The following is a 16,645-nucleotide window of genomic DNA, read 5'->3' as shown; positions in this document are numbered from 1 at the left end:
ATGAGCAAAAACGACCACCTACACGATACACTGGAACAGGCACAGTCCAAACAGGAACAGCGAATGGGTGAGGGCGCCGATTCACGCTTCAACTCGAAGCTCCGGGAAGCCTTCGGGAGCTCCCCGTTCATGTTGACGAAACTCGATACGTTCATGAACTGGGTCAGGGGCAACTCGATGTTCGTGTTGCTGTTCGGGATCGCGTGTTGCAGCATCGAGATGATGCACCACTACGCGACCAAACACGACGTCGACCGCTTCGGCGCGGGGGTACCACGTGCCTCCCCCCGGCAGGCCGACGTGATCATCGTCCCGGGGACGATCGTTTCCAAGTTCGCACCCCGGATGAAACGGGTCTACGACCAGATGCCCGAGCCGAAGTTCGTCGTCTCGATGGGATCGTGTACGATCTCCGGCGGCCCCTTCCAGGAGGGGTACAACGTCATCAAGGGCGCCGAGGAGGTGATCCCAGTCGACATCCACGTCCCCGGCTGTCCACCCCGCCCGGAAGCACTCGTCTACGGCATCCTCAAACTCCAGGAACAGATCAGGGCCGGCGAGAGCGCACCGGTGACGGTCAAACCGTACGAACTCCAGGAGTTCGGCGACCTGGAACCGGACGAACTCGTGCAGGAACTGGCCGACGATATCGACGAAGACGATCTCGTCATGCGGTACAACTGGGCTGACTCACCATGAGTCTGGAGCAACGGGACCTCGATTATGGCGAACGGCCCGAGGGCGAACTGGATTTCGACGAACTCGCCGACTTGCTCGGCGACCACGTCCTCGACCGCGAACAGCACGTTCACACGGAGGGCTTCGTCGTTCGTGCGGACGAAGTCGCGACGGTACTCTCGAAACTGAAACGGCGGGCCGGCTTCGATCACATGTCCTGTGTCACCGCCCAGGAGTATCAGGACCGCTACGAGTCGATCTACCACCTGAAAAAGTACAAAGATCCGACCCAGGAGCTGTCGATCGTCGTTCCGACACCGTCGGACAACCCCACAAGCCAGAGCGGTTCCGGTGTCTACGAGACAGCAAACTGGCACGAACGTGAGGCCTACGACCTCGTCGGCATCGAGTACGACGAGCATCCGGACCTGCGTCGAATCTTGCTCCCCGATACCTGGCAGGGTCATCCCCTCTCCCGCGATTACAACCAGGAGAAACCGCAGATCGTCTCGCTGAAGCAAAACCCCAACCCGATGCAGACGAAAACCAGGGAGTCCGGCGATTCGGATACGATGTTTCTCAACATCGGACCACACCACCCGGCGACCCACGGCGTCTTGCACCTGAAGACGGTGCTCGACGGCGAGCAGGTCGTCGACGTCGATCCAGATATCGGCTACCTGCACCGGTGTGAGGAACAGATGTGCCAGCAGTCGACGTACCGCCACCAGATCATGCCCTACCCCGACCGGTGGGATTATCTCTCCTCCGGAATCCTCAACGAGTGGGCCTACGCCCGAACTGCCGAGGAACTGGCAGATATCGACGTGCCGGAGTACGCACAGGTCATCCGGACGATGGGTGCGGAACTCTGTCGGATCGCATCACATCTGCTCGCAGTGGGCACCTTCGGACTCGACATCTACGGTGACTTCACTGCGCTCTTTATGTACACCATCACCGACCGGGAGCGAATCGAGAACATCCTCGAGGATCTCACCGGACAGCGGCTGATGTTCAACTATCTGCGCCTCGGTGGAGTCGCCTGGGATCTGCCCGAACCCCGCGAGGACTTTTTCCAGAAGATCCGCAACTTCACCGCGGAGTTCCCGGAGAGTCTCCAGGAGTATCACAACATGCTCTCATCGAACGAGATCTTCCACATGCGGGTGCAGGATACCGGCATCCTCCCGCCAGAAGAGGCCAAACAGTACGGCTGTACGGGGCCAGTCGCGCGAGGGTCGGGCATCGATTACGACCTCCGCCGGGACGATCCGTACGGCTACTACGACGAACTCGACTGGAACGTCATCACGGACGATGGCTGTGACAACTACTCGCGTGCGTACGTCCGTCTCGAAGAGATGCGCGAGTCGATCCGGATCATCGACCAGTGTGTGGACGTTCTCGAAGAGTGGCCGGAAGACGACCGTGAGATCCAGTCGAACGTGCCGCGGACACTCAAACCCGATCCGGATACGGAGATCTACCGGGCCGTCGAGGGTGCGAAGGGTGAACTCGGGATCTACATCCGGTCGGACGGCACGGCCAAGCCGGCGCGGTTCAAGATCCGGAGTCCAGCGTTCTGTAACCTCCAGTCACTCGAAGTGATGTCCGAGGGCGAGTACATTCCGGATCTGATCGCCTCACTCGGCAGTCTCGACGTCGTCCTCGGGGAGGTAGATCGATGACGCTGCCGGATACGATCAGCGATCTGCTCGGTATCGGCGGCATCGCTGGTGACCTGGTCGGCGCGTTGCTCGGTGCGGTCCTCGTCGGTTCGATCATCCTCGCACAGGCTGCGGTCGCAGGACCGTGGGCGAAACGGAAGATCACCGCCGCGTTCACGGACCGCATCGCCATCGACAAGATCGGGCCGATGGGACTGGGTTACATCATCGTCGACTCGGTTCGACTCCTCTCGAAGGAACTGATCATCCCCGAAGGTGTCGACCGTCCGGCCTACGACATCGCTCCGGTGTTGCTCGCGGGCTCCGCGTTGCTCGGCTTCGCCGTCATTCCGATGGGGAGTGGCATTCAGCTCGCTGATCCCGAGGTCGGACTGATCTACGTCTTCGCGGTCGCCTCACTGGCCTCGGTTGCGCTGGTGATGGCCGGCTACTCATCGAACAACAAGTACTCCTTTCTGGGTGGGTTGCGCGCTGTCGCACAGAACCTCGCCTACGAGATTCCGCTGATCCTGACCGGGATTTCGGTCGTCATCTTCGCGGGATCCCTGCAGATGAGCGAGATCGTCGCGGCCCAGAGCCAGACACTCGTCGAACTCGGTCCGATCGCGATTCCGGCGTGGTACGCGATCCTCAACCCCTTCGCGTTCGTCCTCTTCCTGGCGGCGAACCTCGCGGAGGTCGGCCGGAACCCGTTCGATCTACCCGAGGCGGGCCAGGAGATCGTCGCCGGTTTTCAGACCGAGTACTCCTCGGTGTATTTCGTCTTGCTGTATCTCGGTGAGTTCGTCCACATCTTCCTGGGTGGTGCGCTGATCGCGACGATCTTCCTCGGCGGGCCGGCCGGGCCGATCCTCCCGGGAATCGTCTGGTTCCTGATCAAGATCTGGGGCGTCTTCTTGCTCACCCAGTGGTTCCGGTCGGCGGTGCCGCGGGTTCGGATCGATCAGATGATCGAGATCGGCTGGAAGGGCCTGCTGGTGCTGGCGTTTGCGAACCTGTTCCTCACTGCGATCATCGTGGGGGTGCTACCAACGTGAACTATTCAACCATCGAGATCCAACGTGGAGGTGACGAGCCATGATCGGAGTCCTCAAAGGCCTCGCAACGACGATGAAACACGCTCTGGACGGGGAAACGTTCACCGTCGCGTACCCCGAAGAGGAGCCGGACGTCTCGCCGCGGTTCCGTGGCGTCCACAAGTTCAGCCAGGAGCGGTGTATCTGGTGTCGACAGTGTGAGAACGTCTGTCCGAACGATACGATCCAGATCGTGATGGACGACAAGCGAAACGGCGAGCAGTACAACCTCCACATCGGCCAGTGTATCTACTGTCGACTCTGTGAAGAGGTCTGTCCCGTCGAAGCGATCGTCCTCACCCAGAATTTCGAGTTCGTCGCCGACACGAAAGACGAATTCGCGCTCAACAAGGAAGAACTGAAAAACGTACCCTGGTACAACGATCTCGATCCGATCGAGTCACGTGAACCCGACCGGCAGGCGTGGGTCGGCGAGGGTGAAGGCGAAGTCGACTACCAATAAAAAGAGCAGTCGTGTGGATCCGTCGGGTTCCGGTTCTAGTTGGTCTCGATGGTCGACGGTGCGGTAACTCGTGTGCCGTACTTGCCTTCGTCGACAGTTTGTCTGACAACCTCCAGTGGCTCCTCCGACGTGGAACTACCCTCTGTCAGTGTGAGTGCCGCAATCATGTGGAGGCGGCCTTTCCACGACGGGAGATCCTCCATAACGACGATGTCACCCTCTCGATCTTCGTCGTAGCCGGGGTTCATCGGTCCCCAGTGGACCCGTGTCGTTCTCCCGACTGGAATACCGGCTTCCAGTGCAGCCTCCGTCGCGTCACTGACTTCCGGCGCTGTGCCACCCCACCACCCTGTCGCCTGGATCACGATCCCGTCGACATCGTACGCGCCGGCGACCGCCTGTTCGATCATGTACGCCTCCGCTCCGGCACCGGTGGCGGCGATTGGCACAGTCATCTCCGACGCAGCATCCAGATTTTCTGTAGCGATGTTGGACGAATAACTCCCCGGGTCGCGGTACAACACGAGTTCGTTGTCAGTGAAGATCCCAATGGGTCCAGCCGGGCCAGAGGTGAATGATTGTACCTGTATCGTGTGGCCTTTGGTCACGTCTCGTGCTGCGTGAATCGTCTCGTTCATCACGAGGTACACACCACTCGGTTCCTCGTCGAGATGGAACTCCCTGCGCGTAATCATCCGAACAGCTGTCAGGAGGTTTTTCGGCCCGTCAGCGCTCGTTGCGTCCGCTGCGCGCTGTGCGCCGACGAACGCAACAGGGATATCTAGATCCAAGACGAGATCGTTGAAGTAGGCATCCTCCTCGATCGCGTCCGTCCCGTGTGTGACGAGTACGCCGTCGACTCCCTCGGCTTCGGCCGCCATCGCAGCTTCTGCCACTGCGACGTAGTCCTCGACGAGCAGACTCGAACTTCCTTTCTGTGCGACTTGCTCGTACGTGATGTCGACGAAATAATCGAGCGCCGGTACTGCCTCGACGATCGCCTCTGCCTGCTCCGATAACGAATAACCACCTTCTTCTGCTGCGCCTTCTGTGCTCGCGATTGTTCCACCGGTTGCGATAACTCTGACCTCTGGCTTTTCACTCTGTTGTGGGAGTGTACTCTGATCGAGCAGTTCCTCCGTTGGTTCTCCCGCAGCCGACCCTGCCAAGAGACTGCCACCTGTGACTGCACCAGTTAATTTTAAAAATTCTCGCCTATTTGGAATCAAACTACCAGTTTCTATTTCTTCAGCCGCGTTTTTGTCCTGAGACATACGACATTTCACCATTATCTAACTGATTCTTAAAGATAGCCCTATAGGTATACTAGGTATTTCAATAATTAGGCATATTTTTGAATGATTAGGTACTTTTATTCCAGAATTACTTAATTATCGACTATAATGTACATAGATTACTATCTGATACTACACTATTAGGCTAGTAGTTGCTTTATCCATGAAGCGGATCATCATCCACAGCTGAGCGGTCAGTCTTCCCCCTAGCTATATTGTCACTCTGTGAGATAGTTAGACTGGATGCACGAAACGGGTCGTGCGCCTGGGGATAATCATGGTATTCAAGAAAGTCACACTGATCGGATCGAGTCCGGAAAGTTTCGAAAATGCAGTCGACAATGCGATCGACAGGGCCGAAGAGACGATCGATAACGTCCACTGGATCGAAGTCGACGAGATGGGCGTCGAAATAGCGAGTGTCGAGGACAGGGAGTACCAGGCAGAAGTAACCGTCGCGTTCGAGCTAGAAGACTAGGTCCGGAAACTCTCACCGCAGCCACATTCACTGACGACATTTGGATTCTCGACGTGGAATCCTTCGCCCTGGAGGCCACCCTCGTAATCGAGCTTCGAGCCTTCGATGTAGTTCATACTCGCCGGATCGACGAACACCCGGAGATCGTGGTGTTCGTAGACAGTGTCGTCTTCTTCCGGTTCGTGTTCGAAGCGCATCCCATACGAGAGGCCGGCACAGCCACCCTGCTGGACGTATAACCGAAGCCCAGCAATGTCCGTGTCGAGGTCTTCACCTTCGAGCAAGTCGAGTGCTTCCGAGGCGGCGCCCTCCGTGACCGAAATTCCGGAGTGCTGGGGACTGTCTTCGGTTGTGCTCATATCCACTCTTACTTTCCGCATGTTGTTAATCCTAACGCTGTTCGACCGTTATATAGCGGCCCAGTGGAGACTCGCGATCCAGGAAATATCCCGAAAAACCGCTTATGAGGGATAGTTAGGGGACGATACTGCGCGGGGGACGACCAGTGTTTACCGGAGTCGAGCGATCAGACGAGCAATCGGGCTCTCTGTCGCATCGAGATCCTCGGGACGGGGGTTGTCCTTGAGTCGAATCTCCGGGGTCTGGGTCGCATCTGTTTTGGTTGCCATTGCATTCTACCGTATGGTCTGTAGCTGTTTAAACTGCGTGCATTTGTCCGATTTTGCCACGCTAATATACATAATTGAAAAATATTTAGCTTAAGAATTGGATGAACAATCATTAATGATGGGTCGTACCACGCGAGTCAGTCACTCCTTCGCACGTGCAGTTCACCCGAGTTCACATTCGTTTCTAATTAGCAGTTTCGAGCTGTCTCGCCAGAAATGTTCCAGAATTGCAGTAATCACTCAGTACGGAACTGGTATACTGGTTACAGAGAGTGCAGTTGCCACGAGTAGCAGACACTGTCCAGAGACTTCTGTTCCGCGGATCTGGAATTTTATGCTTTCTAACCACCCGTAACTGGAGTTGCGCTGAATTTTGGAAAACGGGGCCTTGTTGAAACCCGTGCTGACAAACATGACTGGTGAGTATCGCGAGCCAGAATGGATTCCCTCCCGAAGTCACGTCTCCTCCGATTCGTCGAACGTGCTGTCGTGCTGGCTCGCCGTGCTGTTTCTCGGTTCTCGACGCGCTATTCGCGGAAACGATTCACGCTCCGCCAGCACGTCGTCTTGCTCTGTCTCAAAGTGAAGAAGACGACCACGTACCGCGATCTCGTTGACGAACTCATCGAGATGCCTGCATTCGAGCCGCCCTTGATCTCGATTAGATCCCCGCACCCTCGACACTCTGCAAAGCCTTCGACCGCCTGGAGATGGCCGTCTGGCGGGTGATACTGAACGTCTCGCTCGCGGACTTGCCGCTGAACGGTGTCACCGGTATCGATACCTCTGGGTTTGAACGAGCCCACATCTCAGTCCATTACACGAAGCGAACGAATCTCATCATACAACAATTGAAGACGACGCTGTTGGTCGATACAGCGACCAATGCCGTTCTCGACATTCATCTAACGACGACACGCAGATTGCGCCACGGGTCGTGAAACGGAATGCAGAGTCCAGCGCAGCGTTGACTGGTGACAAGGGATATGATGACCAGACGCTCCGGCAGCTCGCCCGTGACTACGATATTCGGCCACTGATTAAACACCGGGAATTTACATCTCTCCACAAAGCGTGGAATGCACGACTGGACAGCGACCTCTACAATCGCCGAATACGAACGAGACGGTCAACGCTGCGATCAAACAGAAATTCGGGGCATTCGTGCGGTCACATCTTTGGTGGAAGCAGTTCCGCGAACTCGTTATCAAGTCTGTCATCCACAATCTGGAGCGAAGCCTCGCTATTTCACACGAGGAGAGCGAATATCCATGATTCTGAGAAGAACAAGTTGCTGAACACAGAAAGTCTATGTAGCAAACTGAACGCATTCTGTTAACATAGTGCCTTGTTTTGCCACTAGTTGACGACAGCCTCAGAGCCTCTCACGGTAATATTCCGTCAGATTAACCAGTAAATGGACGCCGTCTGGCGATATGGCATCGCTCAGACGGCTTGCCTGGATGTGTCGAAATCTTGCTAAACAGCACGTTGGTGATCCGGACGTACCCGCCGCGCCGGACGGCGCGGACGGGTACGCCGAGTGGGTGCAGATCGCATTGATTCTGTACCGTGTCGAACTGGAGAAGAGTCTCCGTGAGACGGAGGACTACCTCAACGAGATGCCCGGTATTCTCGCCGTGTTCAACCTTGACGAGGCACCGCACTACAGTTCACTGTGCCGATGGGAACAAGAGTACCGGATGCGTGAACTCCGCCGTCTGCTCCGCCGAAGCGCGGAGCAGGCGGGCTGGAGTGGTGAAGCTGCGATTGACGCGAGTGGCTTCCAGCGCGATCAAACCAGCTACCACTACCGCGACCGCGCGAACTATTCGTTCCAATCGATGAAGACGACGATCTTGATCGACGTACATTCGCTAGCGATCAAGGACGTTCATTTCACGACGAAGAAGGCGTGGGACGGCCACATCGGGATGCAGGTCTTCCGCCGGAACGCGGAAGACCTGCGTGTGCTATCTGCTGACGCAAACTACTCGTGGAGCGACCTCCGTGAGGAGTGTCGCTCCGAGTCAACGCGACCGCTAATTAAACACAGGGAACAAACGCCGTTGCAGAAGGCTCACAACGCCCGAATGAACGAGGACTACAACCAACGCTGGATGAGTGAAACGGGCTTCTCGCAATTGAAGGAAGACGACGGCGAGAAGTTGCGTTCCCGGAGCTGGCACGGCCAGTTCCGGGAGCTGACTCGGAAGTGCATCATCCATAACCTAACGCAGGCGGCAAGTTAGGGCTCGCCGCCTGCTCCCTTTCTCCGGACGTATCCGGGAGAGTCATCGCCGTCGTCACCGAAACAACGGAGCAAGATGCCATAGTTTTGACTCATCAGCAATCGCTGTGAGTGACAGCTACCGCATCTTCTGAGGTCGAAAAGTCGTCTTTAGCGCCGTGAAATTGTCGATCAGCAACCCCACCCCGACGCAGTCTTGCGTTCAACAAGGCATAACATAGTCTGGTTGAATCAGCGGTTCGATAGACGTACGGATAGAACAGTTGGCCGTCTCATAGGCCGGCAAGCCCGCAACCGCAAAAGAGATGACCGGAAGAACGAGCTACTGCTGATTATTCGTCGTCATCGTCGTCGTCATCGTCGTCATCGTCGTCATCGTCGTCATCGTCGTCGTCGTCATCGTCGTCATCGTCGTCATCGTCGTCATCGTCGTCATCGTCGTCATCGTCGTAATCTGCATCGGTCGTCCCCGAGACTTCGCTGTCTTCACTAATTGTGATTTCTCCATCGGATTCGATCGATCCCTTAATCTTACTTTCTCCGAAGACCATCACGTCACCCTCGGCATAAACGCCGCCATCGACCTCACTGTATTTGATCTCTACATAACCTTCTGCCTTGACCCGACCGTAAATGGAACTGTTGGTTATGTATACGTCACCCTCGGCATAAACGCCGCCATCGACCTCACTGTATTTGATCTCTACATAACCTTCTGCCTTGACGCCGCCATTGACCTCACTGTATTTGATTTTTACATCACCTTCCGCCTCGACGCCGCCATCAATCTTACTCTCCTCGCTGATCTCTACATCACCTTCCGCCTTGACCCGACCGTAAATGGAACTGTTGGTTATGTATACGTCACCCTCGGTATAAACGCCGCCATAGACCTTACTGTATTTGATCTTTACTTCACCTTCCGCCTTGACCCGACCATAAATTGAACTGTCGGTTATGTATACGTCACCCTCGGCATAAACGCTGCCATAGACCTCCTCATCGCTGATCTCTACATCACCGTCAGTGTCGATTGCTTCCTCATATTCTCCGTCTTCGTCATCTGTCGCAGCACTCGCAGGCCCCGCGAGACCCATCATGCTGATCGCCGCAATACCGCCGATTGCTTTGAGGTGGTCGCGTCGCGAGTGTCCTTCGGTCTGATTTTTATCGGTCATAGATGTAAACCTAGCATTCCGTCAGGCGTAATTTGGTGTGCGATTCTCAAATAATGAGAATAGATAGTAAACAAATATGTGTATATTTGACTAAATGTATGTAATTTTTTACTTTTATATATTATCGCTTGGGCAAACGTCACCTAGCGGTTTCCTGCCTGAATATGCACTCCGTACCCCGCACGGCTGCGAAACTGTCTCTGATTGAGGGTTTCAACAAACCTGAAAACGGTTATATCCTCTCGAATCGTATATAGACTTGTACGTAGGTGACACAACTATGCAAAACAACGTGGGCGGATACGACCGTATCGCCCGTTTCATCCTCGGACCGATACTGATCATTGTGGGGGCAGCAGCACTCGGTGGGCTCCTCACGCTGGCAGCTGGAACGCTCGGACTAGTGCTCGCAGGAATCGCAGTCTTTGTCGGGGCAGTCCTGACAGTCACTGCCACGACCCGGAAGTGCCCACTCAACGCTGCCATTGGCCTGAACACGTACAAAGAACGTTCAGCACAGCACTCGTCTACTGACGAGTCCGGGTCCAGTATCAAGTAACTCGAATCCATGCCTCCTCGTTGCCCGCGAATAGCATGCGAGAGGCAATACAGCACACAGTATACCAATTTATACCAACTTTACAACCAATACTACTGCAAAAGTCAGATAATCTGGAACTGTCTGGAACTGATCTGCCGCACCGGCCCGATAGTGGCCCACCGACAGATACGTGCATCGTATTCAGCGGGATTTTCAAAGCTGAGTAGTACCCGAGAATTTCAGCAGGGCCTCGCTATCCGAACTTGCCGGTGATGTAGTCCTCGACACGCTGGTTTTCCGGATTCTCGAAGATCTTCTGCGTGTCGTCGTACTCGACAAGTTCACCACCAGTCAGGAAGACAGCTGTCTTGTCCGAGATCCGGGCCGCCTGTTGCATGTTGTGAGTAACGACCACGACAGTGTAATCCCGCGCGAGATCCTCGATCAGATCCTCGATCTGGGAGGTCGCGACCGGATCGAGCGCCGACGCCGGCTCGTCCATCAGGATGACCTCTGGATCCGTGGCGATCGCCCGCGCAATACAGAGGCGTTGCTGCTGGCCTCCGGAGAGATCGAGTCCAGAGCTATCGAGCTGGTCTTTGACCTCGTCCCAGAGCGCTGCCCGTTTCAGCGACTGCTCGACCTTTTCGTCGAGGTTGTCGTCTTTGTCCTGGACGCGCAGGCCGTAGGCGACGTTGTCGTAGATGCTCTTCGGGAACGGGTTCGGTTCCTGAAACACCATGCCGACCGTCCGGCGGAGTGCGACCGGATCGACATCGTCGTCGTAGACGTTCTTGTTTCGCAGGAGAAGGTCGCCTTCGACACGACAGCTGTCGATCAGGTCGTTCATCCGGTTGATACAGCGCAAAAAGGTCGATTTGCCACAGCCGGAGGGTCCGATCAGTGCTGTCACCTTCTGTTCGGGCATCTCGAAACTGATATCGCGGAGTGCCTGATCCTCCCCGTAGAACACGTTCAGATTCCGAGATTCGAGGATCGTATCAGCCATCGGCTCGCTCGTCGTCTCTCCCTCGACAGTTGTCCGTGGTTGTGTGATTGATTCTGTCTGTGTGGATTCTTCCTTGTAACTCATAGCTTTTCTCGGATTAGTTGCGGACCTCTCCCGCGCACGATCTGGCAAAAATCAGTGTTGTCCATCGCGACTGTCCCTTCGAACTGTCGATACTGTCCGAAAATTGTCCGACCGGCCGCCGCCCCAGCGCTGCCACGGATGGTTGTGGCAACCCACTCAGGGCCAGCTCTGCCAGTCCTTGACGATGGACGAATAGCCATCAACTCCCTTTACTGCATATCTGCATAAGTAATATTCTATTAAGACTATATACGAGTATGTATCGCTATATACTTTTTTCGGGGGGCTGGACCGCTCCGGAACGCGAAACGTAGTCAGCCGGATCGCTACAAATCAGTGACGGCAACCATCATCAGGCAGTGTCTTTCTCGCCCCGGTTGCGCAACTGCCGTGCTCCCGGGAGGCGCGCGATGAGACTGGTCACCCAGCCGAGTTTGAACAGGCCGAACTGCGAGAGGATACCGAGCACGAACAGGCCGAGGAAGATCGGATCGGTCGGTTCGAGAATCAGCGGTTCGACGACGAACTCTCTCTGGGCGGTTCGAAGTGCTTCCATCGTCAACTGGCGTGAGACCAGTGCCGCACCCATCGCCGAGCTGATGACGACCATCATCGTCTTCGTGAGCAGGGTGCCACTGACTGCAGCTGCGATTCCGACGCCGATCGCGATCAGGGCTGCGAGGGCACCACCACTGTATCCGAGGGCTGGTGCGACGGCGACCAGCCCGAAGTAGGTTCCGACGCCGAAACTCACCGCTGCAACTGCAAAGGAGAGCAACATGTAGGTGAGCAGCACACCTCCGATCATCCCGACCGGGATCGCGACGAGTGTCGCAATCGTCCCTTCGACGCCGAACTGGGCTCCGATCGTCGGAGCGAACAGGTAGCCTCCGCCTCCCCCGAGGACCGCGCCCAGCAGTGCAACACCGTACACGGAGAGGACAGCACCGAAAAACAACAGTATGAATCCTCCTACCACGAGTCCAACATCGAGTAACTCCACCATAACTGCTCTTTCTACCGGAAGAGAAAAAGCTTTGTGTCGGAGAAGGAGATTCCTTACAGCTGCTCGGCCGCGTCGCGTTCGATCAGTAATGTCGCATTTGGCTCCGGTAGCATGACAATATCCTCCTGTTTGAGGTCGTAATCCCGATCGTCTGAACCGACAAACGTCTCGATGTCGTCCGTTACGCGTACCGTACGCCGCTCGACAGTTTGCTGTCCGGGCGGCTGTCCACCGTCGTTTCTGACTGCCTCTCCCTGGTGGGCTGTCGCTTTCGGCTGCTCCCCAGCATCTCTCTTGCTGTCCGGCTCTCTCGCGGTTGGCTCCGTGCGCTCCCCGGCCGCGGGTGGCGCGTATTCGGTTGCCTGTGGCCCGGCCTCTTCGGGGGCTCCCTCCGCCGGTTCGGAAGCTCCGTCGTCCGCTTCTGGACCGGATTGCCCTCCGGTCGGCGCCTGTGATTCGGGTTCGGGTGGGGTGGTGTTCTCCGTCGGTGGCGACGGGTCACCAGTCGCCGGTTGCTCGGGCTGCTCCCGAGACTGTTCTGGCGGCTGTGGCACAGCCTCGGCCGTCTCTTCCCCGGTACCCATGAGATCCGCCGCAGAGACGCCTGTCTCTGCGGGTTCGGTCGCCTCTTCGACGGGCTCTGGTTGCGTCTCCTCGCCCGCGAGCGTGGCCATGACCTGCTCGCGGTTTCCTTTGATATTGTCGACGAGCGTATCGAACAGCTCCTGTTCTTCCGCGGTCATCCCGTCGGCTTCTGCGGGGAGATCAGCGGCCGCAAACGACGCCGCTTTGACGATCTTCCCGACCCGTTTCTCGTAGATCGCCTCCACTGTCTGCTCTGCGGTGTTGATCTCGTCGGTGAGCTGGTTGACCTCCGGCGCGTCGAAGGGGTCGTCGGCCCGGTCTGCTGCGCGGTCGCGCTCGGCGCGCAACTGCTGGATGAACTCGCCCGCGTCGGAGTAAAACGACTCCCGTAGCTGCTGGAGTTTGTCGGTCTGTCGCTCACGGTCGCGCGCGGTCTGGAGTTCTTCTAGGTTCATCTGTGCTCTCTGGTCATTCTTCACCCTTCTCGGCACGCCCCCTGGCCATCAGGAACACACCGAGGTACTCTGGAACGGTATCAACACCCTCCTCCAGTGTAAAACTATCGCCGTCGAGTTCGACCACTCCCGGCCCGGTGATCTCGACGGTGATCTCGTGACTGCGAAAGGTCTCTGGGACGGCGTCGACGAGCGGGTCGAACATCTCGATCGCGTCGCGTGGAATCCGCTGGACCGAGAGCCCGCTCCCGCCGTGGAGGCTCCCCGGCAGGCGGATCAGCCGGTTCGTATCCGTCGAGACTGGCTCGTCGATCGGTGCGTTGTGCTCGGCGACGACTGCAGGTGTGAACTCCTCGGCGAGCTGTTTGAAGACGGCGTGTGCCGAGAGATTCCCCTCCTCGATCTCGACGAAGCGATTCTGTGCGAGGTTGTAGGCTGCGTTCGCTTTCCCCTCTCCGATCCCGTCGTACTGCTGGAGTCGTTCGAGTGCTTCCTCCTCGTCGAGTTCCCGGATCTCGGCCATCATCGAGTACAGGCGTTCGTGGATCCGACTCCCCCACCCGCCCTCTGTCGGTAAGTAGAGGTTATCGGCGGGTGTCTCCCGGCCGACAGTCCCGCCGACGGTCTCCTCGTCGGTCAGCGCGTCGAACTCTAGACCGATCCCGCGGACGTAGTCGACGATCTCCCGGCGCGCGTCGCGGTCGAGCTGCTGGATCCCCTCGTCGCGGACGTGGACGTGATATCCGCGACTCCCCGAGAAGACGACTTCGAGTTCTTCGAAGCCGAAGTCCTCTTCCAGGAAGTCGAGCAGCCTGAAGAGGGCGTCTTTGCAGGCTGCGAGCATCTCCTTGTAGCTATCGTCGGGTGTCGTCGACGGGAGGTGATCTGCATCTAGATCGAAGATGAGATCGGATCGCCGCCAGCCTTTCTGCTGCATCGTCTTCGCGCCGGGGTCGTCGTACCGGCCGGCGGAGAAGTAGACGTGTTTCGGGCGCTCGCGCGCGAGAAAATCTTCGAGATTGCCGATATCGATCAGCGCGTTGTGACGGACGTAACTCTCGCCCGGCCCCTCGGTCCAGGGGACGTACCCCCACTCGCGTTCGTTTGCGTCCGGTGGGGGCGTAATCTCCTGGCGGCGATAGTGGTCGCCGAATCGACCGCGAAGATACGCTCGTGTCCGCTCTTGCACGCTCACCTCTTGCTGGAGTGGTACAATAGGCGTTTTGCTCCTGATGTGTGAGGTGGCTAGTCCCCGATACTACATGTACCCCCTCTCGCACGCCTATCGCGACAGACGATTCCCCCTCTCGCACGCCTATCGCGACAGAAGATTCGCGAGGCGATCGCGGATACTGTCGTCCTCACCGAGTTGGAGATAGAAGGCGTCGCCGCCGTCTTCGTAGTAGTTGTCGATCCGACGCTTGACGCGGAATCCGAGCGCGCGGTAGAAATCCAGCGCCTCGCGGTTCGTCGACCGCGCGTGACAGGTCACCGAGCCGTAATCCTCCGCGACGTTCGCAACGAGTCGCTTGCCGAACCCCTCTCCGCGGTAGGTTTCGTCGACAGCGAGAAACAGGATGTAGCCGTCCCGCCGGACCGCTGCGAAGCCGACGAGTTTGTTGTTCGTCCGGTCGGCAAAGAGGTACACCGTCGAGCGCGTGTACGCGTTCGTGAAGAAATTCTTCCGCTGGCGCAACACACCGTCGGATTCCCGGATCCGCTCTTTTAGCTCCCAGGCAGACTCGACGTACGTATCGCTGCCAGGGTTGACAACCTGCCGCTGGATGTTGACGCTCACCAGCTACTACTATGGAACCGGGGAATAATAATTCCTCTGCGTTGCTGGTGGTCGCGGAGCCACCCTGGCCGGGCTACCCGCGCAAACACAACCGATTAGCACTACCGGCACCGACCATCTGATAATGGGGTACGAGCTCCGCGATCACACGGCCGACGTCGCCGTCGAGGCGACCGGAACGAGCCTCGGCGACGCGTTCAGCGCCGCGGCTGATGGGATGGCAGCCGCGATGTGCGAGGAGTGGCCGCCGGGCGGCGACCGCGTCGAGATTTCTGTGACTGCCGAAAGCCGCGATGCACTCCTGTTCGACTACCTCGACGAACTCATCTACGAACGCGACGTCCGGTCGGTCCTCCCCGTCGACAACGAAGGTACAGTCGAACAAGTCGACGACCAGTTCCGATTCTCCGGCAGCTTCCGTGGTGTTGCGCTCTCGGCGGTCAGCGCCCGCGATCTGAAAGCGGTCACCTACTCGGAGATGTCGATCGCGGAAACAGACGACGGCTGGCGGATTTACGTGGTCTTCGACGTGTGAACCACGCCGAATCGGACAATTATTACCATCTAATGTACATCAGTACCGCCTATCCCCAACAGGCCTTTACCCGTTCAGCACCTACGAAGAAGTGATGACTCAAACCAAGAACTGCGGACCCGTCAGCAGCGGTCGTGAGGAGCGACCGGTCCAGAAGCGACGGAAAGCAGTTCTCAACTGCTCCCGTTGTGACCACGCCAGCCCTCCCGATGGCGACTGGATCGTCCGGATTTCCGACGACGGCACCGAGATCCGCTGTCCGGACTGCCACGATCTGTTGACTGTCCGATAGGGGCTATTTTCGAACGAAGCATCGAAGTAACTGAACGACCAACTGAGCGATGTGAGTGACGACGATAGACCCGTCAGGGAGTTCGAGCGCAAACAACTGCTCGAACGGATCCAGCGCGAGGGTGCCACCGTCGGTGCCTCGATCCCTGACGAAATCAGTATCCAGGGTGAGGAGATCGATCTCCAGCAGTTCGTCTTCGAGATTCGACGCCGCGACACGATCCCCGCCGGCGAACGTGAGCGTGTGGACCGCGCGAAGAAGAATCTCCGCCGGGAACGCCTCCAGCGCAAACAGCGGATCGAAGACGACGAGATAACGCTGGCAGCGGGCAAACACCTCGCAGAGTCGATCATCGGGATCGACCGCGCGCTCAACGAACTCGAATCCCTCGGACCGGTCGATCTCGAAGGCGAGGCCAGAGCACAGGAGACTGCAGACCGAAAACGGTGGATGAAGTTCCTCCGCAAAGCACTGGGTCACTCCGACGACGACAGTGGCCACGGCGTCTCACGGGGCCGCGGGCGGTAACTTCGATCGAGACGCTGATCTGTGGATGCCGAATACCGAGGCGCCGAATATAAAGAATGAACACGGGTCCTGT

The 16,645-nt window shown here is 57.5% G+C and carries 18 protein-coding genes and 1 pseudogene; 11 read left to right on the top strand and 8 right to left on the bottom strand.

Annotated elements, in window-relative coordinates:
- From EOW68_RS05765 to EOW68_RS05750, 4 genes are read left to right on the top strand one after another with little or no spacing between them, the layout of a single operon-like run.
- Nucleotides 1–699, top strand: a complete 699-nt coding sequence (locus EOW68_RS05765) for an NADH-quinone oxidoreductase subunit B (RefSeq protein WP_128224203.1) — start codon at nucleotides 1–3, stop codon at nucleotides 697–699.
- Nucleotides 696–2,369: an NADH-quinone oxidoreductase subunit D gene (locus tag EOW68_RS05760; RefSeq protein WP_128224202.1), complete on the top strand. Its 1,674-nt coding sequence runs from the start codon at nucleotides 696–698 to the stop codon at nucleotides 2,367–2,369. The genes EOW68_RS05765 and EOW68_RS05760 overlap by 4 nt, the downstream gene beginning before the upstream one ends.
- Entirely contained in the window at nucleotides 2,366–3,406 is a 1,041-nt protein-coding gene (locus EOW68_RS05755) for a complex I subunit 1/NuoH family protein (protein ID WP_128224201.1), read from the top strand. Before EOW68_RS05760 ends, EOW68_RS05755 begins: the two co-directional genes overlap by 4 nt.
- Nucleotides 3,407–3,446: 40 nt before the next feature.
- Nucleotides 3,447–3,908 (top strand): NuoI/complex I 23 kDa subunit family protein, encoded by a 462-nt coding sequence (locus EOW68_RS05750; protein ID WP_128224200.1) that lies wholly within the window; start codon nucleotides 3,447–3,449, stop codon nucleotides 3,906–3,908.
- Nucleotides 3,909–3,943: 35 nt separating this feature from the next.
- On the opposite strand, the gene EOW68_RS05745 is transcribed toward EOW68_RS05750, so the two are convergent.
- Entirely contained in the window at nucleotides 3,944–5,077 is a 1,134-nt protein-coding gene (locus EOW68_RS05745) for an asparaginase (RefSeq protein ID WP_431358767.1), read from the bottom strand.
- Between the two features lie 403 nt (nucleotides 5,078–5,480).
- Between EOW68_RS05745 and EOW68_RS05740 the strand changes: the two genes are divergently transcribed.
- On the top strand, nucleotides 5,481–5,681 hold the full coding sequence (locus EOW68_RS05740; RefSeq protein WP_128224198.1) for a dodecin: 201 nt from the start codon (nucleotides 5,481–5,483) through the stop codon (nucleotides 5,679–5,681).
- On the opposite strand, the gene EOW68_RS05735 is transcribed toward EOW68_RS05740, so the two are convergent.
- Complete coding sequence (locus EOW68_RS05735) at nucleotides 5,678–6,040, bottom strand: HesB/IscA family protein (protein WP_128224197.1); 363 nt, start codon at nucleotides 6,038–6,040, stop codon at nucleotides 5,678–5,680. The two genes, EOW68_RS05740 and EOW68_RS05735, sit on opposite strands and share 4 nt — an antisense overlap.
- A gap of 708 nt (nucleotides 6,041–6,748) precedes the next feature.
- Between EOW68_RS05735 and EOW68_RS05730 the strand changes: the two are divergent.
- Nucleotides 6,749–7,585: pseudogene (locus tag EOW68_RS05730) on the top strand (IS5 family transposase).
- A 161-nt stretch (nucleotides 7,586–7,746) separates the two neighbouring features.
- Nucleotides 7,747–8,562: an IS5 family transposase gene (locus EOW68_RS05725; protein WP_128224196.1), complete on the top strand. Its 816-nt coding sequence runs from the start codon at nucleotides 7,747–7,749 to the stop codon at nucleotides 8,560–8,562.
- A gap of 331 nt (nucleotides 8,563–8,893) precedes the next feature.
- On the opposite strand, the gene EOW68_RS18515 is transcribed toward EOW68_RS05725, so the two are convergent.
- Nucleotides 8,894–9,739 (bottom strand): hypothetical protein, encoded by an 846-nt coding sequence (locus tag EOW68_RS18515; RefSeq protein ID WP_431358766.1) that lies wholly within the window; start codon nucleotides 9,737–9,739, stop codon nucleotides 8,894–8,896.
- 280 nt (nucleotides 9,740–10,019) lie between these two features.
- Between EOW68_RS18515 and EOW68_RS05715 the strand changes: the two genes are divergently transcribed.
- Nucleotides 10,020–10,298 carry a YgaP family membrane protein gene (locus tag EOW68_RS05715; RefSeq protein WP_128224195.1) on the top strand — a complete coding sequence of 93 codons (279 nt, stop codon included), beginning with the start codon at nucleotides 10,020–10,022 and terminating at the stop codon, nucleotides 10,296–10,298.
- A gap of 235 nt (nucleotides 10,299–10,533) precedes the next feature.
- Here the strand turns inward: EOW68_RS05715 and pstB are convergent, their stop codons facing one another.
- From pstB to EOW68_RS05690, 5 genes are all read right to left on the bottom strand, one after another.
- Entirely contained in the window at nucleotides 10,534–11,373 is an 840-nt protein-coding gene (gene pstB, locus EOW68_RS05710) for a phosphate ABC transporter ATP-binding protein PstB (RefSeq protein WP_128224194.1), read from the bottom strand.
- A gap of 352 nt (nucleotides 11,374–11,725) precedes the next feature.
- The gene (locus EOW68_RS05705; RefSeq protein ID WP_431358765.1) at nucleotides 11,726–12,379 is read right to left on the bottom strand and encodes a phosphate ABC transporter permease; all 654 of its coding nucleotides are present in this window, start codon (nucleotides 12,377–12,379) and stop codon (nucleotides 11,726–11,728) included.
- 53 nt (nucleotides 12,380–12,432) lie between these two features.
- Entirely contained in the window at nucleotides 12,433–13,419 is a 987-nt protein-coding gene (locus EOW68_RS05700) for a DNA replication complex subunit Gins51 (protein ID WP_128224192.1), read from the bottom strand.
- Nucleotides 13,420–13,432: 13 nt separating this feature from the next.
- Complete coding sequence (gene priS, locus EOW68_RS05695; protein WP_128224191.1) at nucleotides 13,433–14,608, bottom strand: DNA primase small subunit PriS; 1,176 nt, start codon at nucleotides 14,606–14,608, stop codon at nucleotides 13,433–13,435.
- Between the two features lie 126 nt (nucleotides 14,609–14,734).
- Nucleotides 14,735–15,217: a GNAT family N-acetyltransferase gene (locus EOW68_RS05690; protein ID WP_128224190.1), complete on the bottom strand. Its 483-nt coding sequence runs from the start codon at nucleotides 15,215–15,217 to the stop codon at nucleotides 14,735–14,737.
- Nucleotides 15,218–15,341: 124 nt separating this feature from the next.
- Between EOW68_RS05690 and EOW68_RS05685 the strand changes: the two genes are divergently transcribed.
- From EOW68_RS05685 to EOW68_RS05675, 3 genes are all read left to right on the top strand, one after another.
- Nucleotides 15,342–15,752 (top strand): archease, encoded by a 411-nt coding sequence (locus EOW68_RS05685; RefSeq protein ID WP_128224189.1) that lies wholly within the window; start codon nucleotides 15,342–15,344, stop codon nucleotides 15,750–15,752.
- A 94-nt stretch (nucleotides 15,753–15,846) separates the two neighbouring features.
- The gene (locus EOW68_RS05680; RefSeq protein ID WP_128224188.1) at nucleotides 15,847–16,044 is read left to right on the top strand and encodes a DUF8106 domain-containing protein; all 198 of its coding nucleotides are present in this window, start codon (nucleotides 15,847–15,849) and stop codon (nucleotides 16,042–16,044) included.
- Nucleotides 16,045–16,095: 51 nt separating this feature from the next.
- Nucleotides 16,096–16,572, top strand: a complete 477-nt coding sequence (locus EOW68_RS05675; RefSeq protein WP_128224187.1) for a DUF5788 family protein — start codon at nucleotides 16,096–16,098, stop codon at nucleotides 16,570–16,572.
- Nucleotides 16,573–16,645: the final 73 nt, after the last annotated feature.

Origin of the sequence: Halovenus amylolytica (genome assembly GCA_004015825.1) — an archaeon.
Classification (GTDB): domain Archaea; phylum Halobacteriota; class Halobacteria; order Halobacteriales; family Haloarculaceae; genus Halovenus; species Halovenus amylolytica.
The sequence above is the reverse complement of the archived record's forward strand: the minus strand, read 5'-3'. Positions and strand labels throughout refer to the sequence as shown.